The organism is Dyadobacter chenwenxiniae, from assembly GCF_022869785.1.
GTDB classification, from domain to species: Bacteria; Bacteroidota; Bacteroidia; order Cytophagales; family Spirosomataceae; genus Dyadobacter; species Dyadobacter chenwenxiniae.
Genome location: NZ_CP094997.1, coordinates 3,655,422 through 3,677,057 on the forward strand (window position 1 = coordinate 3,655,422; position 21,636 = coordinate 3,677,057).

22 protein-coding genes are annotated in these 21,636 nt (G+C 43.3%); 15 read left to right on the forward strand and 7 right to left on the reverse strand.

What is annotated here, in order from left to right; translation table 11 throughout:
• Positions 1 to 90: 90 nt before the first annotated feature.
• Positions 91 to 1,434: a tRNA lysidine(34) synthetase TilS gene (gene tilS / locus MUK70_RS15595; protein WP_234653580.1), complete on the reverse strand. Its 1,344-nt coding sequence runs from the start codon at positions 1,432 to 1,434 to the stop codon at positions 91 to 93.
• 189 nt (positions 1,435 to 1,623) lie between these two features.
• On the opposite strand from tilS, the gene MUK70_RS15600 reads away from it, so the two are divergent.
• From MUK70_RS15600 to MUK70_RS15650, 11 genes are all read left to right on the forward strand, one after another.
• Entirely contained in the window at positions 1,624 to 3,153 is a 1,530-nt protein-coding gene (locus MUK70_RS15600) for an OstA-like protein (protein WP_234653582.1), read from the forward strand.
• Between the two features lie 180 nt (positions 3,154 to 3,333).
• Positions 3,334 to 3,948: a T9SS type A sorting domain-containing protein gene (locus MUK70_RS15605; protein WP_234653584.1), complete on the forward strand. Its 615-nt coding sequence runs from the start codon at positions 3,334 to 3,336 to the stop codon at positions 3,946 to 3,948.
• Positions 3,949 to 4,023: 75 nt separating this feature from the next.
• Positions 4,024 to 4,947 (forward strand): outer membrane protein assembly factor BamD, encoded by a 924-nt coding sequence (locus tag MUK70_RS15610; RefSeq protein ID WP_234606312.1) that lies wholly within the window; start codon positions 4,024 to 4,026, stop codon positions 4,945 to 4,947.
• Positions 4,948 to 4,987: 40 nt separating this feature from the next.
• Entirely contained in the window at positions 4,988 to 5,299 is a 312-nt protein-coding gene (locus tag MUK70_RS15615; protein ID WP_026632203.1) for a DNA-directed RNA polymerase subunit omega, read from the forward strand.
• Positions 5,300 to 5,449: 150 nt separating this feature from the next.
• The gene (coaBC, locus tag MUK70_RS15620; protein WP_234653586.1) at positions 5,450 to 6,658 is read left to right on the forward strand and encodes a bifunctional phosphopantothenoylcysteine decarboxylase/phosphopantothenate--cysteine ligase CoaBC; all 1,209 of its coding nucleotides are present in this window, start codon (positions 5,450 to 5,452) and stop codon (positions 6,656 to 6,658) included.
• Positions 6,655 to 7,572, forward strand: coding sequence for a type IX secretion system protein PorD (gene porD / locus MUK70_RS15625; RefSeq protein ID WP_234606308.1), 918 nt, complete (start codon positions 6,655 to 6,657; stop codon positions 7,570 to 7,572). The genes coaBC and porD overlap by 4 nt, the downstream gene beginning before the upstream one ends.
• Before the next feature lie 45 nt (positions 7,573 to 7,617).
• The gene (locus MUK70_RS15630; RefSeq protein ID WP_234653588.1) at positions 7,618 to 7,842 is read left to right on the forward strand and encodes a hypothetical protein; all 225 of its coding nucleotides are present in this window, start codon (positions 7,618 to 7,620) and stop codon (positions 7,840 to 7,842) included.
• 69 nt (positions 7,843 to 7,911) lie between these two features.
• The gene (recN, locus tag MUK70_RS15635; RefSeq protein ID WP_234653590.1) at positions 7,912 to 9,573 is read left to right on the forward strand and encodes a DNA repair protein RecN; all 1,662 of its coding nucleotides are present in this window, start codon (positions 7,912 to 7,914) and stop codon (positions 9,571 to 9,573) included.
• A gap of 39 nt (positions 9,574 to 9,612) precedes the next feature.
• Entirely contained in the window at positions 9,613 to 10,050 is a 438-nt protein-coding gene (locus MUK70_RS15640) for a viral A-type inclusion protein (protein ID WP_234606302.1), read from the forward strand.
• A gap of 4 nt (positions 10,051 to 10,054) precedes the next feature.
• The gene (locus MUK70_RS15645; protein ID WP_234653591.1) at positions 10,055 to 10,714 is read left to right on the forward strand and encodes an SCO family protein; all 660 of its coding nucleotides are present in this window, start codon (positions 10,055 to 10,057) and stop codon (positions 10,712 to 10,714) included.
• A 16-nt stretch (positions 10,715 to 10,730) separates the two neighbouring features.
• A complete protein-coding gene (locus MUK70_RS15650) occupies positions 10,731 to 11,144 on the forward strand; it encodes a c-type cytochrome (RefSeq protein WP_234653594.1) in 414 nt (137 codons plus the stop codon).
• Here MUK70_RS15650 and lptC read toward each other — a convergent pair.
• Genes lptC through MUK70_RS15665 form a run of 3 tightly spaced genes read right to left on the reverse strand, consistent with a single transcriptional unit; the run spans position 11,141 to position 13,757 of the window.
• Positions 11,141 to 11,722: an LPS export ABC transporter periplasmic protein LptC gene (gene lptC, locus MUK70_RS15655; protein ID WP_234606298.1), complete on the reverse strand. Its 582-nt coding sequence runs from the start codon at positions 11,720 to 11,722 to the stop codon at positions 11,141 to 11,143. The genes MUK70_RS15650 and lptC overlap by 4 nt on opposite strands.
• A gap of 9 nt (positions 11,723 to 11,731) precedes the next feature.
• Positions 11,732 to 13,051 carry a BamG family beta-barrel-assembly machinery protein gene (gene bamG, locus MUK70_RS15660; RefSeq protein WP_234653596.1) on the reverse strand — a complete coding sequence of 440 codons (1,320 nt, stop codon included), beginning with the start codon at positions 13,049 to 13,051 and terminating at the stop codon, positions 11,732 to 11,734.
• Complete coding sequence (locus tag MUK70_RS15665; protein WP_234653599.1) at positions 13,035 to 13,757, reverse strand: type III pantothenate kinase; 723 nt, start codon at positions 13,755 to 13,757, stop codon at positions 13,035 to 13,037. The genes bamG and MUK70_RS15665 overlap by 17 nt, the downstream gene beginning before the upstream one ends.
• Positions 13,758 to 14,247: 490 nt before the next feature.
• Between MUK70_RS15665 and rho the strand changes: the two genes are divergently transcribed.
• Both rho and MUK70_RS15675 read left to right on the forward strand, forming a co-directional pair.
• Positions 14,248 to 16,155 carry a transcription termination factor Rho gene (rho, locus tag MUK70_RS15670; RefSeq protein WP_234653601.1) on the forward strand — a complete coding sequence of 636 codons (1,908 nt, stop codon included), beginning with the start codon at positions 14,248 to 14,250 and terminating at the stop codon, positions 16,153 to 16,155.
• An 11-nt stretch (positions 16,156 to 16,166) separates the two neighbouring features.
• A complete protein-coding gene (locus MUK70_RS15675; protein ID WP_234653603.1) occupies positions 16,167 to 16,418 on the forward strand; it encodes a helix-hairpin-helix domain-containing protein in 252 nt (83 codons plus the stop codon).
• Between the two features lie 108 nt (positions 16,419 to 16,526).
• Here the strand turns inward: MUK70_RS15675 and htpG are convergent, their stop codons facing one another.
• On the reverse strand, positions 16,527 to 18,365 hold the full coding sequence (htpG, locus tag MUK70_RS15680; protein ID WP_234653605.1) for a molecular chaperone HtpG: 1,839 nt from the start codon (positions 18,363 to 18,365) through the stop codon (positions 16,527 to 16,529).
• Between the two features lie 307 nt (positions 18,366 to 18,672).
• Between htpG and MUK70_RS15685 the strand changes: the two genes are divergently transcribed.
• The gene (locus tag MUK70_RS15685; RefSeq protein ID WP_234612099.1) at positions 18,673 to 19,158 is read left to right on the forward strand and encodes a hypothetical protein; all 486 of its coding nucleotides are present in this window, start codon (positions 18,673 to 18,675) and stop codon (positions 19,156 to 19,158) included.
• A 61-nt stretch (positions 19,159 to 19,219) separates the two neighbouring features.
• Here the strand turns inward: MUK70_RS15685 and MUK70_RS15690 are convergent, their stop codons facing one another.
• Positions 19,220 to 19,921 carry an MCP four helix bundle domain-containing protein gene (locus MUK70_RS15690; protein WP_234653607.1) on the reverse strand — a complete coding sequence of 234 codons (702 nt, stop codon included), beginning with the start codon at positions 19,919 to 19,921 and terminating at the stop codon, positions 19,220 to 19,222.
• 202 nt (positions 19,922 to 20,123) lie between these two features.
• On the opposite strand from MUK70_RS15690, the gene MUK70_RS15695 reads away from it, so the two are divergent.
• Positions 20,124 to 20,852, forward strand: a complete 729-nt coding sequence (locus MUK70_RS15695; protein ID WP_234606288.1) for a DUF6962 family protein — start codon at positions 20,124 to 20,126, stop codon at positions 20,850 to 20,852.
• A gap of 88 nt (positions 20,853 to 20,940) precedes the next feature.
• Here MUK70_RS15695 and MUK70_RS15700 read toward each other — a convergent pair whose 3' ends face one another.
• Positions 20,941 to 21,576, reverse strand: a complete 636-nt coding sequence (locus tag MUK70_RS15700; protein WP_234653609.1) for a peroxiredoxin — start codon at positions 21,574 to 21,576, stop codon at positions 20,941 to 20,943.
• Positions 21,577 to 21,636 lie beyond the last annotated feature (60 nt).

Sequence of the window (21,636 nt, forward strand, 5' to 3'; positions counted from 1 at the left end):
TGTTGAAAGATGCTGTTATGAGTAATTTCTCTTTTGCAAGTGCAAACTCGGTTGCATTGACCTGAACAGTTTGCGAGTGCGTTCTTCTGCTCACTCGCAAACTGTCCATGTAACCTCTAAAAAGCCTGTCGTGTCCGGATTAACTCGATAGCGTTCGTCTAATCGCAAGCCGATTACCCAGATTATTTCCTGATTACCATTTACAAGGATAAATGTACTTTGTTTTGTAAAGAGGTCCATTTTCAGATCGGTAAAAAAATCGCTCAGCTTTTTTTTCCTGCCGTTCATTCCAAAGGGTTGAAAAACGTCGCCTGTCTGCCACTTCCTGACGGTTAAAGGGAATTCGAGCTTTTGAGAATTCAGAATGACTGTCTGGCTGTCGTAAGCGTTGCGGGGAAGCGAATCCCTGTCTTTCTGCGAAAGGCGGAGTATGAAGCCGCCCAGTTGTAACTCGCCATTCGGGACATGAATCGCCCAAGTTGAACTTTCCAGACCTTCAAATTTTTTTTGGACAATTAACTCCTCTCTATCAATCAGTAAAATATGTGAATCAGATAAAAATTGCCTTCCGGGAATGCCTGGTAAGCTCGCGATGATTTGAACTGACTGGCGATACGAAAACCCAAATTGATCCAACAAATGCCAAAGCCGGTATGCAGCCTGGCCCTCGGCGAGAAGCAAAGCGATATGAATCCGGATTTGATCATTTTTTTTTATAACGGCCCTTATTGACCACTCATCCAGCAATTCCCTCAGCAATTGATCCGCGCTTTGGAGCTTATCCGCAGAATGAATGAATGTTGCTTCCAACGAAGGATTGAGCTGCTGCAAGACCGGAACAACTTTGTGCCTGATCAAATTGCGTTTGTAATCATCCGAGTCATTGGATTGATCCTCTCGCCAATGCAATCCATTTGCTTGCGCGTAAGCCAGGATTTGCTCTTTCGTAGCCAGGATCAATGGACGCAAAAGGTAACTATTAATGCCCGATATGCCATACAGTCCCGATAATCCTGTTCCACGTGTTAGATTCAGGAGCACTGTTTCGAGCGAATCGTTCGCGTGGTGCGCAGTAGCAATATATGCGTAATTGTGTGCTGCCCTGAGTTGCTCAAACCATTCATAACGCAACTCTCTGGCGGCCATTTGAGTAGAAATGCCTCTTTTCTTTGCGAAAGATTTAACATCAAAACGTTTCGAAAAAAAAGGAAAATCATATGTCTTGGCAAGCTCTTTTACAAACTGCTCGTCACCTTCCGATTCATCGCCTCTTAACCCAAAATTACAATGTGCAATTCCCGCAGGAAAACCAGCTTTTTGAAACAAATGAAGCATTACCACCGAATCCACTCCCCCACTCACAGTCAGTAAGCAAGGCTGCTTTTTGAGATCCAGCTTGTGTTGGTTAATAAAAGTTAAAAAAGGATCCAACATGAACCTAAGAAACGTAATTGATGTAGTTTTGGCGTATATAAGAATAAAAAGTCTTTTACCAGGCTTACTAAGGGCACCTATTTCAAAGGTAAAGGAAAGAACGGCAACATGAAGAAAAAAAAATACATCACAAACTGCAACCCTTTTAAACTTTTACGCGTCATCAATATCAAAAGTAACATATTCCGATTGACGTTCTTTGTCTTGATGTTTTTTTCACCTTATCTGCTGGCACAGAAAGCATTATCGCAATCTAAGCCCGTTCAGAGTGAGGATCTTGTTGAAATTATAAAGTCCGACGAGCTGGAAATTGTGAATGAAAATGGCGTTGATTCCAGACGTGTCACAAATGGCGTATTTAAGCACAAAGGAGCACTTTTATACAGTAAACTGGCCATTCAGAATATTAATACGAACGTGATTGAGGCCTTTGGAAATGTAAAAATCGTTCAGGGTGATACGGTTACGGTTACCGGCGACACGCTTTATTACTACGGCAATACGCGTCTGGCGATTGTTAGCGGTAAAAAGACGGTCCTGAAAGATAGTAAGCGCACCCTGACAACCCGGAAGATTGAGTACGACATGGCCAACGGCATTGCCAATTACAAAACGCCGGGCCGGACCGTCGATGAGGAGAATGTGCTGACGAGCAAAGAGGGCTTTTATAACACACGGACCAAGGAGTTTACATATTATCGAAATGTAAAACTGGTTAACAAAAAATATGTGCTGACTACCGACACATTGCTTTATAACTCGATTACGAAATGGTCGGACTTTAATGGTGTGACGAAAATCACCAATAAAGACGGCACAGTAAACGGAACAAAAGGTCGCTATAATACAGAGTCAGCAGCGTCGGCATTTCAGAAGCGGACTACGGTTGATAATGAAACGTATACACTCACCGCTGACTCGCTGGAAGTGGACGGAAAAAGTAACAATGGTAGAGGAAAAGGGAACGTAGTTATTGTTGCAAAAAAGGACAAGACGGTTCTGAATGGTGACGAAGGTTATTATTGGAAAAAGGAAGGTTATTCCAAAATCTTCGGTCACGCTTATGTCAGAAATGTGGTTTCCGATGACACGCTTTATATTCGCGCCGACACATTATATTCTTATGAAAATCAGCGCGATAGTACCAGAAAATTGGTTGGGAACAAGAATGTATTTATATACAAATCCGATTTCCAGGGCAAATGCGATTCGATCACGTATAATACTGCTGATTCGATCATCCGTTTTTTCCGCAAGCCGATCCTCTGGAGCGATCAGCATTATCAGATGGAGGCCGACTCAATCACCGCGTTTCTGGTTAATAACGAGATTAACCGGATGTTGCTGAAAGGAAAATCTTTCGTGATTACGGAGGACACATTGGTAAAACAGTTTAACCAGGTAAAAGGCCGCACGATCAATGCATACTTCGAAACGGGTAACAAGTTAAAACAGGTTCTCGTGGACGGAAACGGCGAAAGTGCTTATTATGCGGTGGATGATAACCAGAAAAACATTGGGCTGAACCGCGTAGAGTGTGGAAGGATGAATCTGCTGTTTACCGACAATCGGGTACAAAAAATCTCATTTGTGGGGAAACCAGACGGCAAGCTGATTCCGCCTTCGAAAATCAAGGCCCCGGAGAGACAATTGGAAGGGTTTAACTGGAGAATTACAGAAAAACCAACTAAGAATAAGACAATTTGGAGAGAGTTGTGAAAAATATATCAGGGCAAGCTTAAAAATCGGCAGACCGGCATGGTTTTTTATTTTAAAAAATAAAGATGTCCATTCACACAATATATTTTGAAGATACAATTATTTCTCTATATTTTTGTAATGTACTTTTTTGCTAAAATAGTCAAAAATTATTAGTCAAAAGTATCACAATAAGACGCTATGAAAAGAAATATACTTTACTTACTAATCTCACTAACGTTGGCCTTACAGGGTTTAAACGCACAATCCGTCTCGAACGGCAGTCGTTTGAACATGGTCAGCAAAAAGAAACCGGCCTCCGGGGAAAACATCAAATTTTCAGGCCTGGCAACGGGTTCAAGCTATAAATTGTTGTCTTTGCAAAATCCAAAAGCACTGAATAGTTTTTACCGTTCTTTCCTTTTCTCCTCTCCAAATGCTTCTGAAAGCACGGGTGTAGCAGCAACTGAGATTGTGGAAAAGACAACGGACAGAAGACAGCCAGCGATGGAAGCGCAGATGAAAGCGGAAGAGCAGTTGTATGTAAATGACAAAATTTCGGTTTCAAATATCTATCCCAATCCTGCCAGCGAATATGCGGATCTTGATTATAACATTACAGCAAGCATTCGTGACGCAAAAGTGATTATATACAATGTGCTCGGTTCGCAAATGGCTGAGCTGCCCCTAAACAGAAATGACAGAAAGCTGCGTGTGAATACGAAGGATATGCCAACAGGGCTTTATTTCTATCAATTGTCACTGGACGGTCAGAAAGTAGCCACCAAAAAAATGCTTGTACGTCATCAGCAATAGGCTAATTTTTAACACTATATCAGCTACGCATTCGTTATGAATGGTGTAGCTTTTTTTATTACCTTTGCACCTAATATGCGAAAAAACAGTCCAGCAAGCTATTTCTTGCTTTTTATTGCGATCCTTGTAATTACTTCTTGTAGTAAGTTCTCGAAGTTACAAAAGACTGGTACGGATCAGGAAAAATATGATGCCGCGATGTCCTATTACAAAAAGGGGGACTTTTACCGTTCCGGTTTACTCTTCGAAGAACTCATTCCGTTATTGAAAGGAAGTACGGAATCTGAGTTAGCGCAGTTTTATTATGCTTACACCCAATATCAGCAAGGGCAGTATAATACCAGCCAGTTTTTATTTAAAAAGTTCTTTGATACATACGCACGCAGCGATTACGCACAGGAAGCACTATACATGCATGCTTTTTCCCTGTATAAGGACTCGTCGCCGTTCAATTTAGATCAGACCAGCACTTTCACGGCCGTTTCCGCGATGCAGGATTTTATCAACACATATCCTGAAAGTCCGTTCAGGGAAGAATGTACGCGGTATATATTAGAACTACGCTCGAAACTGGAAAAGAAAGCTTACGAGAGAGCACGCTTATACCACAAGATCAGTGACTTCAATGCAATGTCTTTGAAATCAGCTGTAATTTCGATTGAGAACTTTCGTAAAGATTTCCCGGATTCAAAATACAACGAGGAGCTTGCATTCCTGAAAGTGGAATCACAATACAATCTTGCAGCGAACAGTTACAGCATCAAGCAAAAAGAAAGATATCAGGACGTTTTGAAGTTCTACCAGGAACTGATCGACAAATATCCGACCGGCAAGTTTAACAGGGACGCGGAAAAGATGTTTGACGAAAGTCAGAAGCAAATTGAAGTCATTGCAAAAGCAGAAGTGGAGCGGCAAAAACTACTTGAAACACAGCCGGATCCAGCTAATAAGCCGACGAAAGTAACAACGCCGGCCATTTCGGAACCAAAAGGACAGTAGTTCTTTTTATTAATCAAAATTTCAACTAATATCCATAAGCATGGCAACCAATCCATCAATCATTACCCGGGATACGGACAAGATCGCAGACGTAACTGGTAACTTGTACGAGTCAGTATCAGTGATTTCTAAAAGAGCCCGTCAGATTTCGAGCAAAATGAAGGAAGAGCTTAACAACAAGCTGGCTGAATTTGCTTCTGGCGTAGATAACCTGGAAGAGGTGTTTGAAAACAGAGAGCAGATTGAAATTTCTAAGTTTTACGAGCGCATGCCAAAAGCCGGAAGCATTTCAATCGATGAGTTTATCGAAGGAAAAACATATCACGCTTACCGCGATACGACAGAAGAATAAAATTTGATTTACAAAAAGCCAGCCGCCAAAGTTCTTTTGCGGCTGGCTTTTCATTTATAGGCCCCAAAGATTTTAAATTGTTACACTTATCTCTGTAACTTTATGCCTGATAGGAATTCATCCGAATTGACCACCCAAAGCGATTGAAGATTGAATCTCAAAGGTAAAAAGATACTCGTTGCCGTTTCCGGCAGCATTGCTGCATATAAATCCGCGCTTCTTGTCCGACTCCTGGTTAAGGCTGCCGCTGAGGTCCAAGTGGTTATGACAAAGTCTGCTAAGGAATTTATTACACCGCTGACGTTGTCTGTGTTATCCAAAAAGCCTGTATTAAGCACATTCACAGACGGGGAAGAAGGAACCTGGAATAATCACGTGGAGCTGGGGCTTTGGGCGGATGCCATCATTGTGGCTCCTGCAACAGCACGCACGCTTTCCAAATGCGCAACGGGAAACTGTGATGACTTGCTCACAGCTGTCTACTTATCAGCACGATGCCCGGTTTTTTTCGCGCCGGCAATGGACGTGGATATGTATCAGCATCCTTCTACCAGGCAAAATATTGAAGCATTAATTCGCTTTGGAAATCATTTTATCGAGGCGGAACACGGTGAACTGGCCAGCGGGCTGATCGGTGATGGACGTCTCGCCGAGCCAGAGACGATCGTCCGGACATTGTCAGTCTTTTTTGCTAAAAAGGCTGTCGCTTCCGGGAAACGAGTGCTTATTACAGCAGGTCCGACCGTTGAAGCGCTTGATCCGGTTCGTTACATTAGCAACCGCTCTTCCGGCAAAATGGGTTACGCAATCGCAGAAGCGTTCGCCGCATCGGGCGCGATGGTTACGCTTGTCAGCGGCCCCACGAGCCTGCCGATTCCTGAACCGACTATACAACGCATCAATGTGCAAAGTGCCGATGAAATGTTTACAGCAACCCATGAACATTTTGCGGAGAGCGACGTGGTGATATTTGCGGCGGCCGTTGCAGATTATACTTCAAAATTTGTTGCAGCGAATAAGATCAAGAAGCAAGGCGAAGAAATGGCGCTCGATTTGGTTAAGACCCGGGACATTGCGGGAACATTAGGCAAATCGAAAACGGAAAACCAGCTGCTGATTGGTTTTGCGCTGGAAACGGAAAATGAAATGGAGTATGCCATGGACAAATTACTGCGCAAAAACTTCGACTACATCATTCTGAATTCATTGAATGATCCGGGCGCAGGTTTTGCACACGATACGAACAAAATAACCGTTATTGACAAAAGGAAAAATGTGAAACATTTCGATCTGAAACATAAAGAAGAAGTGGCACAGGACATCCTGAACATTGTCCTAAATAAATGGAGTGAAGCATGAAAAAAATAGGGGTTTGGTTGATTTTACTGGTTGCCTGCACCATTTCCGGGCAGTCCTTTGCCCAGGAATTCCAGTTCTCGGTCAATCTCAATTATGAACAGCTCGTTGCACAGCAAAAGACTGACCCGCAGTCCATGGCCCAGCTTCAAACTTATATGAGTGACTTTCTGAACAACACCCGCTGGACAAATGATGAATTTGGAAAGGAAGAGAAAATCAGATGTAAATTGAATGTCAATCTGACCCGCTCGCTGAATCAGGGAAACTATGAGGGAAATGCACAACTGATTGTTTCAAGACCGGTCTACAACTCCAATTACGAGACGGTCCTATTTACTTACGTCGATAAAAATTTCACTTTCACCTATTTGCCCAACACACCGCTTTACTTCAACGAAAACAATTACACCGAAGAGCTTCCCTATATTCTGGCTTTTTATGCCAACATCGCGTTGATTTTCGATTATGATTCTTTTAGCAAGTTAGGCGGTTCGCCTTATGTTCAGAAAGCATTTAATCTTGTAAACCAAGCGCGTAACTCGTCGCCTAACAAGCGGGGCTGGGATTCCAATGGCGATTCCCGCAATCGTTATTGGCTGGTTGAAAACCTCATGAGCCAGCAGTTTACGCCTTTCCGCGAGGGTATGTATAAATATTACCGGCTTGGACTGGACGTAGCAACTCAAAATCCTGCTGAAACACGCGCCAAGGTTTTGGAAGTCCTGAATACGGCCAAAGAAGTAAATCAGCTTCGTCCCGCCAGCGTGGTGATCAACTCATTTTTTGATTCCAAATCTGACGAACTTTATAGGATCCTGATCGAAGCCCAACCCGAGGAGCGGGCCAAAGCTTACACCTTATTGGTGGGGTTGGATCCTGGAAAAACGCAATTATATCAACGTCTTTCCTTATAACATCTGCATTCTCTCCATCAGCACCTCCATTCGAAGCTCCCGATTATGAGTAAAAGATTAGTTCGTATTTCTGCCAAAGACATTTATTCTTCACTCGAAAGGCTGCTCAAAACAGAGATTAACGCGATCACGGACAACGGCAATACGCACTTTGGCAAACTGGAATCGTTCACCAAAGAGAACCTGCTGATCCGGGATACGCGAAATCATGCGCACCATATTCCATTGCTGTCGCTTTACGAAATTGTTTATGACGCAAGTTCAAAGTAAGCAAGCCAAAATGGGCAGCGGATGGTTATATTTCCTATTTGTTGATATGATAACTATATTCGTATAGAGATGCTTTCAAATTTACTTATAAAGAATTACGCGCTGATAAAGCAGCTGGAGATGTCCCCCGATCCCGGGCTGAACATCATTACAGGTGAAACGGGCGCAGGAAAGTCTATTATGCTGGGCGCTATCGGATTGCTTCTGGGCAATCGGGCCGACGTAAAATCCTTGTATGATTCCAGTGAAAAGTGCGTCATTGAAGGCAGTTTCAGCCTTTCAGGATATGATCTCGCACCCAACTTTGAAGACGAAAACCTCGATTATTCCGATGACTGCATTATTCGGCGCGAGATTTCTGTGGCAGGCAAATCGCGCGCATTTATCAATGACACGCCGGTTAATCTGGATGCATTGAAGCGCATAGGAAGTCAGTTACTCGATATTCACTCGCAGCACGACTCTGTCATGCTCGGCAATAATGAGTTCCAGTTGCAGGTTGTGGACTCATTTGCAGATAATTCACAATTACTTAAATCTTATCAACGCGATTTCTCAGCTTACAAAGAAGCAGCAAGAGCATTTGAAAATCTTCAACAAGAAGCAGTCAAGTTAAGGAAAGAGTTTGATTATGATCAGTTTCTTTTTCAGGAGCTGGAAAATGCGAAGCTCGCGAGTGATGAACAGGAAAAGCTGGAGGCGGAACTGAACATCCTCGAAAATGCAGTCGAGATCAGGGAAAAGCTGCAACTGGCCCACACGCTGCTCGATAGCCCCGATAACTCTATTCTTGAATTACTTAAAAATGCTGCGAATGCGTTAGGCCAGGCAGCGCGCCTCGTTCCCGTTTACGACGCGATACGCGAGCGCGTCCAAAGCACATTGATCGAATTGCGCGATGTTGCGGACGAGATCGACCAGGCAAACAGCTCGGTGGACATTGATCAGGGCCGGGCTGAGCTGGTTCAGGAGCGCCTGGATCTGATTTACACTTTGCTCAAAAAACACCAGGCAACCAATGTTGATCAGCTGCTCGCAATAGAAGCTGATTTGCAGCATAAGCTGAGCATTGTTTTGAATTTGGACGAAGACTTGGCAAGAGCAGAAAAGACGGCAATTCAGGCCAAAGAGAAAATGCTTAAAAGTGCAAATGTTCTCTCCGAAAAACGCCGCAAAGTGACCAAGGCAATAGAAAAGCTGATTTTAGAAAGGCTTTCGGAACTGGGAATACCAAACGCCAGTTTATCTATACAGATCACCGAGACATTGCCGACCGCGAATGGTCTGGATTCGGTTGCATTCCTGTTCAGCGGAAACAAAGGAATTGTTCCGCAGGAATTGAAGCAAGTAGCTTCCGGTGGTGAATTTTCGCGATTAATGATGGTTATCAAATACATTTTGGCTGACAAGAGAAAACTTCCCACCATTATCTTTGACGAGATTGATACGGGAGTTTCAGGTGAAATTGCCAGGAAAATGGGCAAAATGATGCTGAATATGGCTCATAACCATCAGATCATCGCCATCACCCATTTACATCAGATCGCCAGCAGCGGCAATGCGCATTATTTCGTTTACAAAGACCATTCGTCGGACAAGACTGTAAGTAAGATTAAAAAACTGACCGTAGACGAGCGGGTTCAGGAAATCGCGCAAATGATAGGTGGGCATAATCCATCGGAAACAGTGCTGGTGAATGCGCGCGAAATGATCCTGAAAGAACAAACATAACAAAGCATTTTTATAATTAACACCTAACCTCTTCATGATATGAAATGTTTAATACTCCCTCTATTAACCCTGGTTTTTTTGGCCGGCTGTGGCAACGAAGCAAAAAAAGACAAAGTTTCTGAGCTGGAAGCCGAAGTAATGACCATTCACGACGAAGTAATGCCGCAAATGGATCAGATTATGACATTGAAATCACAGCTATCCAAGAAAATACAGCATATGGACAGCTTGCAAAATGAGGGGATAAGCAGTAACACCATTGCCGAAGAGCGAATTAAAGCCGTTGATCTCAATCAAAAACTCAATGAGTCGGATAAGCTGATGATGAGCTGGATGCACGCATACCGCGGCGACTCTGCGAAGAAATTAGCGCCGGAAGGAGCTGTGGCATATTTTGAAAAGGAAAAGGAAAAAATCCTGGAAGTAAAGCAAACAACTTTAAAGTCTATTCAGGAAGCGCAAACATTTTTGGAGTAAGATTATGAAACTAATAAAAAACGCCGGTCATATATACACATTCGTTCTTACTATACTGGTTTCCAGTGTGATCAGTTGTAAGGAAGATCGGAGGCTGCCCATATTAGGCGAACGGGACGTGGTGAAGAAAACGGTGGACGGCAAAGAGGTCGTTGATACGGTCTTCAATGCCATTCCTGCTTTCACTTTTGTAAACCAGGAAGGCGACACGGTTTCTGAAAAAATTGTAGAAGGTAAAATTTATGTAGCTGATTTTTTCTTCACAACCTGTCCTACCATTTGCCCGGTTATGAAGCGTCAAATGGTGAAGGTTTATAACCAATACAAAGGCAATCCGGATGTAATGATCCTCTCCCACTCTATCGATCCTGATCACGATACGCCTCAGGTTTTAAAGAAATTTGCGACGGATCTGGGCATCAGCGGCGATCAGTGGCAGTTTTTGACAGGAGAAAAAGAGAAAATTTACGAAATCGGCCAGAAGAAATACTTGTCCACGGCAAAGGAAGACAAGACGGCTGACGGTGGCTACATTCACAGCGGTGCATTCATTCTTGTTGATAAGGAAAAGCACATCAGGGGTATGTATGACGGCACCACTGAAGAAGGAACTCAGAAATTAATAGCTGACATTAAAACACTGCTTGAAGAATATAAGCAGTAACCTATCTCTCAATTTAATGACCAAATCAGCAATTTTTCTTTTGTTTGTCACTACAATGTTTGCTTGCAAAAGCGCATCGGAGTTAAAGAGCGAGCAGTATTTTGTAGTAGGATATCAACTTTACACGACCTATTGCGCCAACTGCCATCAGGCCGATGGGAAAGGGATGTCTAATCTGTATCCACCATTAGCCAATTCCTCTATACTTAATGACAAGTCCGCCGTTGCCTGCATTATCAGAAATGGGATGAAAGGCACCATTCTCGTGAACGGAAAGGAATTTAACCGCCCTATGCCGGCAAATCCGAAGCTGACCGAAATTGAGATTGCTGAGCTGGTGACGTTTGTGCGTATGAAATGGGGAAAAGACAGCTTATATACGCCTATTGAAGCTGTTCAAACTGCATTAAAAAATTGCAAAGCATATTAAGGCGCGCCGCTAAACTTGTAGATGCCGGTCGCCTTCCGGAATTTGATCCTCGTAAAATCCTGCTCGGCGTCCATTCCAATGGCATTTGTTACTTCGGAAGTCCTTTTATTGATAACTGAAAGCGGTTTTTCAGTAAAAACTTTACGCGTTCTGGGGCTCCAATTCAACTCCGTTGTTTTAAGTAACTCCTCTGTTTCCGACTTCACGACCCGCACATTGCCTTTCACAATATAAACATCCGCAGCTTTGTCATAATGTCCTGAATCAGAACGCAGCCGTGTTACAATAGTGCCTGTTGTATCGTAAAAATTAATGTTAATTGTGTCCGGAAAAACTTGTGCTTCATTTTGATAAGCAAGCCTCCTTGGCGTTTTCATCACGACTTTCAGCTTACCCTGCTCGCTGTATTTTACCTCAACATCATTCACGACTTCGAGTGGGCCGGTGTATAATGCCCCCACCTTGTTTTGTTTGCCCTCGCAAGCCGCCAACAGCCAGGTGGCCAGCACAATAACATAAAAAGGAGATAAAAATTTATCTCCTTTAATTATATACTTGAAGATCAATGCAATACGCATATCAGCTTTTTAATCAATTTTTTGTTTAACAAACCACCTTTCCAACAGTGTAACACCCAGCACAATGCGTCCGTAACGTTCGCGGATCATCCCGCCGCCTGTGTAACCCCTCTGACCACCGACGAGCGCAACGGATAGAAAGTTCTGGTAACCGCGACCCATTGGAAATGTGAAGCCCAAGCTCACGCTTGCATCGTTCACATCTCTGTTTCCAATTGTATAAGGCGTTTTGCCATAACTGAAACCAACGCGGTATCTCACAAGGTCGAAATAATTAAGCGATGTAAATCTGGGAAGGTATTCAGCACCCACATTGATGCGTCCTACATCATTCAGACCATCGTTGGACTTTGCAAAGCTTCTGTATTTTGACCATTGCTGGTAACTGAAATCGGCAGAAAGGATCAGTTTAAACGGCCATTCCAAGCTTCCTCCTACTTGGAGCTGGTTAGGCGTTTTAAGACCTCCGCCAACCGCATTATCCAGCGTGTCGGGGTCAATGATGTTGAACGCATTGGACGTCACTTCGAAAGTGGTCGTCCGGTCTGCATTAATGGTCGTTCCGAAGCTGTAAGATGCACCCAGGTTCAGGTTCAGCTTGTTTTCTTTTTTGATGGGGATTCTTAATGCCGCACCAGCGCGAAAAGCAATGTCATTATAGGTTGTTCTGTCATTTAAGCTCACAACAGCCTCATCTGAAAAGTCTGCGCCGCTTTCGAGAACAACTCTATCAACTAGGGAAACCTCTGTGGCTTTACGTACATTGCCGAAGAAGTAAGAGCTTTCAAGTCCAAGGCTCAGGTATTTTGTAACCTGATAAGACGTTGTTAATGAGGCTTTGTTGATGCCACCTTTGCCGGTTGTGTTATATATTCCAACAAATTGCGTTCCCTGCACTTCGCGAACAGATGCGTTACTGTAATCAACAAATGTGTATGGTTTAAGGCTCACACCCATGACCCAGCGCGGGCTGATCGGGAACGCAAGCGAAACATAAGCCAGGTTTCCACCCGCATTGGTTTGCTTTTTTGAACCGGAAACAACATCCTTATATTGTCCCACCAGACCGATATCAAGCGTGGTGAACCGATTACGGACCCAAAGCGCAGGATTGAGGTTATTGATCTGAAATCCGCTGCTGGTACTAACACCCGATTGCCCCATCCCTGTATTGTCAGAATAAGCATCTCCGTAAAACTCACCCATCCCCAGTGAAGAGTATGGAGAATTGCCCAGGCCTTGTGCTTTCAGCGCCGTATTTAGGTATGTACAATTCCAAATGAGTGCAATTGCAAAAGTGAGTATTCTGAATCTACTGTAACGAGACATTATATGTTAAAATTCTGTTCAATCCTATTAAAACCAATTCCGGCACCGCAAAGATGGGTGGTTTCAGGCTACTTTCAAAAAAAGCGGCATCTCCTCCACATAATAGTACGCGCAAATCCGGTGAATTGTGACGATACTGCTCAATAATTCCTTGTATTTCTGCCAAAACCCCGTTCATAACACCGCTCTGCATAGCGCTACGCGTGCTTTTCCCTATTAATGGAGGGCCAGGCTCGGGCTCTACCAGTGGAAGCCGCTTAGTGAACGAATGCATGGCATTAAATCGCATCTTCACACCCGGGGAAATCAATCCGCCCTGAAACACCGCATTTTTATCTATCAGGTCATATGTAATGCATGTCCCCATATCAATCACAACCAAATCTTCACCGGGATACAGAAAATTAGCGCCTGCCGATGCTGCAATCCTGTCTGCGCCCAAAGTTTGAGGTGTATCGTAGTTCTTTGTGATCGGTAAAGGCGTTTCCGGCGTCAGCTCGAATGTTTTCAAAGACTTACCCAGCGCATTCTCAAAATCAGCTGCGGTGTAACTCACGGATGAGAATAAAATGTACTCAGGGATTTCGGAGCGCACCGCTTCTATCAATTCGCTGAAAGTAAGCCGCGTCGTATATCGTAAGAGTTTCTCTTCCTGAAACCACCCAACTTTCGAATAGGTGTTCCCTGAGTCAATGACAATGTTCATAATTTTGCAAAAGTCCTACATTTGAGGCACAAAAACTAACGCTTTTAAAAGACCCGTCTGTGTTTTGTACATTCATTATCAGGCCTTAAAGATTTGCATTCGAGTGTATAGGCCATATATTTATCATTTTTAAATCTTTATCAAATTTTTATTTTGAGATTGAAAAGATTTTCTTTACCTTCGTCGCTATAAGTCCAGTATCGACTTCTAAATCCAAATTCCATCTCGCGATAACTCTCAACGTTGTCGAGGTTTTAAAAATCTTGCAGATTTACTGTCTTTACTTCCTTTATTTAATTGCTAACTTTCAGAGTAAATCCAATAAAGTTTTTCAGCTTGTAAAGTCGCCACCCGGGCTTATACAAAAGATATTTTTTCAATATTAATGACCATCACGTCACTTCGAGATATGCTTCTCGGCTTTTGTCCAAAAAAATTCAAAACTTTAATATCCATTTGGTAAAGTGTTACTTTACTTTCCCTTGTCTGTATGCCTACAATTGATGAATTGAACATTAAGCTTTTATCAGAGCTTAAAGAAATAGCTGGCAACCTTGGTGTTGCGGATTATGCTAAACTCCCTAAGAAAGAATTGATTAACAGAATCCTGCTTAAACAGGAACCTGTACCGGCTACCGAAGCATCCACAGCTTCCGAGCCCGTTAACAATACACCGGAGGCAGCCCCGGTTGATCCGACGGCCTCAGATTCGGATGGTTATAACTCCGACGAGCCAAAGAAAAAAAGAGCACGAAGGCCAGCCGAGAACGCTGCCGGGGATACGATGAAACCTGCGAACAACAGGCCGGCAAATGCAAATAACAGGTCGGCAAGAATGAAAAAAGACAGTGCATCGCAAGTTCCTTCACCTGCTCCCCTATTTGATACTTCCCTGAGAAATCAGCGTCCCGATATAAATGACCGACCAAAGAATTTGGATATCCGTGAAGAAGCGGATTCTGACAGCGATACGCTGAATGATTTGGGCAAAGAAGAAATTGTGAGTCAACCCGAGGAAGTTACGCCTGTAAATGAGGAAGTTGCTCAGGAAAAACATGAAACAACCATTGAAGAAGCTGCTGCGATTGCGAAAGAAGAAAAGCAAAACCGCCAGCCGAACCAACAAAATCAGCCTAACGAAGGAAACGACCGTCAATCGCAGCAACCTCAACAGCCTAACGAAGCAAACGACCGCCAATCGCAGCAACCTCAACAGCCTGCCCACCGCGACGATCCGTCTTCGAAAATTAAGCGCAATTACAACAACTACGTTAGAGAGTTTGACGGACTGATCGTTAACGAAGGTGTCCTTGAAATTATGCAGGACGGCGGCTACGGTTTCCTTCGCTCGGCAGATTACAATTACCTGGCTAGTCCTGATGATATATACGTTTCGCCTTCTCAGATCAAGCTTTTTGGTTTGAAAACCGGTGATACCGTGCGGGGACAGATTCGCCCGCCGAAAGAAGGTGAAAAATATTTTGCGTTGCTTCGTGTTGAAACAGTTAACGGTAAGACAACAGAGGAGATCAGGGATCGTATTCCTTTCGAATATCTTACGCCGCTTTTCCCGGAAGAATGTTTAAAACTAAGCTCACGTCCTGATCAATATTCTACAAGGATCCTCGATCTGTTTGCTCCGATCGGAAAAGGGCAGCGCGGAATGATCGTTGCGCAGCCCAAAACAGGTAAAACTGTTTTGTTAAAAGAAATTGCAAACGCCATCACGCGCAACCATCCGGAAGTTTTCCTTTTGATCCTGCTGATCGACGAACGTCCGGAAGAGGTTACGGATATGCAGCGCAGCGTGAGAGCTGAGGTGATTGCTTCTACATTTGATGAGCAGGCAGACCGTCACGTGAAAGTTGCGAGCATTGTTTTGGAAAAAGCCAAAAGAATGGTTGAATGTGGTCATGACGTGGTTATCCTGCTGGATTCTATCACGCGTCTTGCCCGTGCATATAACACAGTGGTTCCTTCATCCGGTAAAATCCTTTCAGGTGGTGTGGATGCCAATGCATTGCATAAGCCAAAGAGATTCTTTGGAGCGGCGAGAAATGTTGAAAATGGCGGATCACTGACGATTATTGCCACGGCGCTGATTGATACAGGTTCTAAAATGGACGAAGTAATCTTTGAAGAGTTCAAAGGAACGGGTAACATGGAATTGCAGCTGGATCGCAAGCTTTCCAACAAACGTGTATTCCCCGCTATCGATGTGATGGCATCGGGTACGCGTCGTGAAGATTTGCTTTTGGATAAAGAAACATTGAAAAAAGTGTGGATCCTTAGAAAACACATGTCCGACATGAATGCTATGGAATCTATGGACTTCTTGCTTGAACATATGAAAGGCACCAGAAGCAACGAGGAATTCCTGATCTCCATGAACCGCTAAGCATGCAGCTAATGGAAGATTTGAAGATTATTGAAGGGATCGGGCCGAAAATTGAAGAATTGCTCAATCGGGAAGGCATTCGTACCATTGAACAGCTAGCAGACACTTCCATTATCAGGATCGCGGCTATTTTGAAAAAAGCCGGTCCACGGTTTCAGATCCAAAACCCGACTTCCTGGCCAAAGCAAGCATTGCTGGCCAGGGACCAGAAATGGGATGAACTGGAACAACTTAAAAGATTGATTCTGTCAGGCAAAGAATAATCCTGACTTACCATATAAAGAAAGCCCGCTAACCGAATATTAGCGGGCTTTTTTGTGCGATAGACTTACCAAGTCTTGAAGACTTGGTAAGTCTAGTCTGGTTACAGCTTACAAAGTCGAGACGGTGCGCTGAATAAATTGCGTCAAATCGCTTCCTGAAAGCAAACCTTGCGAAAGCAATGCAAGATCAAAAACCTGCTTGGCAAGCGATTTCTGCTCCTCTTCGTTTTCAGTTTGCAACACGCGGCTAATTACCGGGTGATTGGAATTAAGCGAAACGGTATACATTAATGGCATGTCACCAAACATCGAACGCTGTCCCGAAGTCGCCTGCATGTCCGTCATACGACGCATAAACTCAGGAAATGTGATCACAACAGGCAATTCGTCCACCGGCATCGCTTCTACCTGAACGTGAGCGCTCTTGCTTCCGGCCACTTCCTCAAAAATCTTCTTCACTTTATCCTGGTCATCGCTGGAAAGAATACTTTCTAATGTTACATCCTTTTCAACCAGTTTGTCAAGCGTATCCGCATCCACACGTTTCACATTCACTTTTTCAAGTTTCTGTTCAAGCGCATTGATAAAATGTGAATCAATGATCGTGGTGAAAGTCAGGACGTCATAGCTGCGTTTCTTGGCCGACTGGATAAATGCATCCTGCTTTTTCTCATCCGTTGTATAAAGCCAAACCTGGGTGTCGTTTTTGTCTGTCTGGTTGCCTTTCACATGCTCGCGATATTCCTCAAATGTGAAGAACTTGCCTTCCGTATTTTTCAACAGGCAGAAATCCTTCGCTTTTTCATAGAATTTATCGTCGCTGATGATGCCATATTTTACAAAAAGGCCGATATCATCAAACTTCTTCTCAAAACCCTCGCGGTCGTTCTTAAAGATCTCAGAAAGCTTATCCGCCACTTTACGGGTGATATAGCCATTGATTTTCTTCACATTACCATCCGCTTGCAGGTAACTTCTCGACACGTTCAACGGAATATCCGGCGAGTCGATTACACCGTGGAGTAATTGAAGGAAATCGGGAACAATGTCTTTTACTTCATCCGTAATGAACACCTGACGGCTGTAAAGCTGGATTTTTTCGCGCTGTCCCTGAAAATCATTTTTCAATTTAGGGAAATACAAAACCCCTGTCAGGTTGAACGGATAATCCACATTCAAATGGATCCAGAAAAGCGGATCTTCACTGAACGGATAAAGCTCTTTATAAAATGCCAGATAATCCTCGTCTTTCAGGTCAGCAGGATTTTTTGTCCAGATCGGATTCGGGTTGTTGATTACCTTTTCTTCGAACTCAATTTCAATCGGAAGAAACTTACCATATTTTTCAAGGATGCCACGCAAACGGTGTTCGTCCAGAAACTCCTCAGAATCAGCAGCAATGTGCAGGATAATATCCGAACCGCGCTCTGCTTTCTCCGCCGGACCCAATTCAAATTCCGTAGAGCCATCGCATTCCCAGCGAACAGCTTCCGCGCCTTCCTTGTAAGATTTTGTAATGATCTCTACATTTTCCGCAACCATATAGGCAGAGTAAAAACCAAGTCCAAAGTGACCGATTATGCCTTTGTCGCCTTTTCCGTCCTCACCTTTGTCTTTGTATTTTTCTACAAATTCAGTGGCACCGGAGAATGCAATCTGGTTGATATATTTTTTGATCTCGTCAGCAGTCATACCAATCCCATTGTCGCTGATCGTAATGGTTTTGGCCTCCTTATCAAGCTTTACAACCACTTTAAGGTCGCCCAGCTCTCCGTTGAATTCGCCGTAAGAAGCCAGTTTTTTGATTTTCTGAGAGGCGTCAACTGCATTGGATACTAATTCTCGTAAAAATATTTCGTGGTCCGAATAAAGGAATTTTTTGATGATCGGAAATATGTTCTCGGTATGAATGCTTAGGTTTCCTTTTTCCTGAATCACTGATTCCATAGTTATGCCGTTTTTGTTTATATTATTGAAGAAATTGTTTTTTCTACTCTGCAATACCGAACTCAAATATGCGTTCCAAATACAGTTAAAAGCGGTTTGGCTGACAGATTGTCAGGAATGCTAAATCAATTGCATAAAATCAAGGGGTTGGTAACTGACTGGCTTTTTTCTTAATATTGCGATCTGTAAACAACTCAACTAAAATCATCCAAACCGTTCATTCAGAACACCAATTAGTAACATGAATCTTATTAAAAAACTTTTTGCAGGCGTATTTTTATTGAGCGCAGTATCAGCCTGCACCACAATGAATTCCGTCCCTCTCTCTAATTATACAGTGTTTACGGAAGATCTTCGCCGCGACCTGGAATCAGCAAATATTGAGATAGCCAAAGTCCAGTTTTTCAACGACAAGGCCATCAACATTCGCAGAGAAGTTTCCGATCCGAACGACATTAAAGTCAATCCTGAAGGACAGATCACAATGAGCAATGGCAAGAGCATTCAAACCATTAATGTGCTTCCGTTTACGCCAGGTGTGGCACTGAGCTCGGATAATGGCGTTATCCACGTTTCATGGGATGATACGCAACAGGATACCAAAGGAATGAAGTTCAATTTGAGCGGACAGAATTATTTTCTGGATGTGCTGCCAAACAATAAGTTTGACTACAAAGAACGCACATTCGATTTGCAAGGCGGAAACGGCGCCCGTTTATTTGTGAAGAAAGACCTATTGAAACAGGTTAAAAATTCAAGAGAAACTTTGAAAGGCCGCAAAGTAGGTCAGTGACATATTTATCAACAACGCAAAAAGGTCAGGAAATCCTGACCTTTTTGCGTTTAATGTCGTTCTAATTAAGGTTAAAATGCCGGTTTTTCTCACCTGTGATTTTCGGTTTATTAATAATCGCTGAGTTTTGTATCAGAACCAGCAACATGAGGCCGATAACCACCGCCAGCCCAATTTGCAGGAAAGAAATAATCCCAAAGCTGGCAATGTCACTTTTAGATTCCTTCATCAAATCCTTTCCAATGCTCGACTGAATGTTTGTCAGCTCATTCAAATTGGTAATCGTGTTCCTGAAAGTGTTTGCTCCCGCCCCGGCAAAAAGCTTTTTGCCCTCCTCCTGCTCACCTGCATTACATAGGTTTAACACCGATTTTTCCAACGCGGTGTATTTCACTACTTCGGTCTTGAAGGTCGTGAGGCTTTTTGCCTCTTCATCCACAAGATACGTTTTTTCGAATGCGGCGATCAGCGAGTCAATACGCTGGTTATGTGCGCTTAATTGTGATTTTATCTCACTTTCATTTCCTGCGCCATTCGTCAGTAAATATTCTTCCAGCGAAAGGCGCTTCCCGTAAAGATTTTCGGTTAAATAAATGATCGTCGTAGCTGGTATAAGCCTGTCTTGGTAAATAGACGAAAATGACTTGTCGATTCCCTCCATATTGTGCCTGGACAGCAGTGTAGCCAGTATGATCAGCGCCATAATGCCTCCCAGCAACAATGCTGCTTTTAATTTCTGTTGAATTACGAAAGACCATTTCATGCAATTAATGTTAAAAATGGAAACTACTCAAGCGATAATCCGCATTAAAAAAATACCAAAACTACTCCGTATAATAACGTTTTATTCGCCTCAAATATATGCTTAATATAAGCATACTTGGAAGATTATCCGGGAAATGAGATGTCATTTCCGGATCGTGGTATAATTTTGTTATATTAATATTTAAAATACTCTTCCGTTCATGAATGAAGTTGCCATTGATTTCAGCAAGGTTCACCAGATCCAGGTTTTTGGAATAACCATTTTGGAACCTTCGACTGTCATCACCAGTCTGATGATGACCATAATATGCATCTACGCATTTTTCCAGTTAAACAAATTAGGCCGTGCGCATAGAATGTATTTGCAGATCCAGTATTTTTTCCTGTTTATGGGAATTGCCACCGCAATCGGCGGCGTTCTCGGCCACGGATTTCTTTACCTGACCGGACAACCCGGAAAAATCCCCGGCTGGTTTGCCAGTATGATCGCCGTAGCATTGTTCGAACGGGCCGCCATATGGCATATCAAACCACTTTTGCACGCACGTAACGGGTTGATATTGGGCTGGCTAAATTATGTCGAGCTCGTTATTTTCTTCGTCCTCACCTTCGTTACGCTGAATTTTGTGGTTGTAGAAATCCACGCATTTTACGGGCTTTTCCTCATGCTCTTTTTAATAGAAATTTATGTTTACAAAAAGCGAAAGGATCCCGGAAGCGTCAATATATTCATTGCAACGGGACTAGGAGCCGTATCGGCTGGTTTGCATGCGTTGAAATTCAGTTTCGGGCCATGGTTTAACTACAATGACATTAGCCACATCAGCATGGGCGCTTCGATCTGGTTTTATTATCAGGGAGCCCGGCATATGATTTACTACGGTGAGGAAATGATCAAGCCGGAAGAAGTGCTCGAAAACGAAAGCTAATCTTTCATACTTAATCGGCCATAAAAAAGAGGATGCCTGTGAACAGACATCCTCTTTTTTATGGCCGGACCGGATTACTGCTGCCAGGCTATTTATTTGGCTGTGGCGTGTAACGCAGATAAGGCTTCACAATATTAAGGCCTTTTGTAAATTTCTTTTGTGCGTCCTCTGTGCTTACTGCCGGCACAACGATCACATCCTCGCCATCTTTCCAGTCGGCTGGCGTTGCAACGGAATAATTTGCAGTGAGTTGAAGCGAATCAACCACACGCAGGATTTCGTTAAAATTACGGCCAGTGGAAGCTGGGTAAGTCAGTGTAAGCTTAATTTTCTTATCAGGACCAACGATGAATACAGACCTAACTGTTGACTTCTCGCTTGCATTAGGATGGATCATATCATAAAGTTCAGCAACCTTGCGGCCTTCATCGGCGATGATCGGGAAATTAACTTCGGTGTTATTCACTTCATTAATATCCGGAATCCAGCGATTGTGAGAATCAATGTCGTCAACACTCACTGCAAGCACTTTCACATTGCGCTTCTCAAACTCGCCTTGCAAAAGAGCCGTTTTTCCAAGTTCAGTTGTACAAACAGGTGTAAAGTCGGCAGGGTGAGAAAATAACAATCCCCAGCTGTCTCCCAGCCATTCGTGAAACTTAATCTGGCCTTGTGTGGTATTTGCCTCGAAATCAGGGGCGATGTCTCCTAGTCGAAGTGACATAATATATAAAGATTTAAGTGGACGATATAATCTACTAAGGTCATAGAGTTAACGCAAAAA

What these genes read in the sequence shown, in the direction of transcription:
- tilS (WP_234653580.1), bottom strand. Translation starts at nt 1,434, where the DNA reads ATGTTGGATCCTTTTTTAACTTTTATTAACCAACACAAGCTGGATCTC.
- MUK70_RS15605 (WP_234653584.1), top strand. Translation starts at nt 3,334, where the DNA reads ATGAAAAGAAATATACTTTACTTACTAATCTCACTAACGTTGGCCTTA.
- MUK70_RS15610 (WP_234606312.1), top strand. Translation starts at nt 4,024, where the DNA reads ATGCGAAAAAACAGTCCAGCAAGCTATTTCTTGCTTTTTATTGCGATC.
- MUK70_RS15615 (WP_026632203.1), top strand. Translation starts at nt 4,988, where the DNA reads ATGGCAACCAATCCATCAATCATTACCCGGGATACGGACAAGATCGCA.
- porD (WP_234606308.1), top strand. Translation starts at nt 6,655, where the DNA reads ATGAAAAAAATAGGGGTTTGGTTGATTTTACTGGTTGCCTGCACCATT.
- MUK70_RS15630 (WP_234653588.1), top strand. Translation starts at nt 7,618, where the DNA reads ATGAGTAAAAGATTAGTTCGTATTTCTGCCAAAGACATTTATTCTTCA.
- recN (WP_234653590.1), top strand. Translation starts at nt 7,912, where the DNA reads ATGCTTTCAAATTTACTTATAAAGAATTACGCGCTGATAAAGCAGCTG.
- MUK70_RS15640 (WP_234606302.1), top strand. Translation starts at nt 9,613, where the DNA reads ATGAAATGTTTAATACTCCCTCTATTAACCCTGGTTTTTTTGGCCGGC.
- MUK70_RS15645 (WP_234653591.1), top strand. Translation starts at nt 10,055, where the DNA reads ATGAAACTAATAAAAAACGCCGGTCATATATACACATTCGTTCTTACT.
- MUK70_RS15650 (WP_234653594.1), top strand. Translation starts at nt 10,731, where the DNA reads ATGACCAAATCAGCAATTTTTCTTTTGTTTGTCACTACAATGTTTGCT.
- lptC (WP_234606298.1), bottom strand. Translation starts at nt 11,722, where the DNA reads ATGCGTATTGCATTGATCTTCAAGTATATAATTAAAGGAGATAAATTT.
- bamG (WP_234653596.1), bottom strand. Translation starts at nt 13,051, where the DNA reads ATGTCTCGTTACAGTAGATTCAGAATACTCACTTTTGCAATTGCACTC.
- MUK70_RS15665 (WP_234653599.1), bottom strand. Translation starts at nt 13,757, where the DNA reads ATGAACATTGTCATTGACTCAGGGAACACCTATTCGAAAGTTGGGTGG.
- rho (WP_234653601.1), top strand. Translation starts at nt 14,248, where the DNA reads ATGCCTACAATTGATGAATTGAACATTAAGCTTTTATCAGAGCTTAAA.
- MUK70_RS15675 (WP_234653603.1), top strand. Translation starts at nt 16,167, where the DNA reads ATGGAAGATTTGAAGATTATTGAAGGGATCGGGCCGAAAATTGAAGAA.
- htpG (WP_234653605.1), bottom strand. Translation starts at nt 18,365, where the DNA reads ATGGAATCAGTGATTCAGGAAAAAGGAAACCTAAGCATTCATACCGAG.
- MUK70_RS15685 (WP_234612099.1), top strand. Translation starts at nt 18,673, where the DNA reads ATGAATTCCGTCCCTCTCTCTAATTATACAGTGTTTACGGAAGATCTT.
- MUK70_RS15690 (WP_234653607.1), bottom strand. Translation starts at nt 19,921, where the DNA reads ATGAAATGGTCTTTCGTAATTCAACAGAAATTAAAAGCAGCATTGTTG.
- MUK70_RS15695 (WP_234606288.1), top strand. Translation starts at nt 20,124, where the DNA reads ATGAATGAAGTTGCCATTGATTTCAGCAAGGTTCACCAGATCCAGGTT.
- MUK70_RS15700 (WP_234653609.1), bottom strand. Translation starts at nt 21,576, where the DNA reads ATGTCACTTCGACTAGGAGACATCGCCCCTGATTTCGAGGCAAATACC.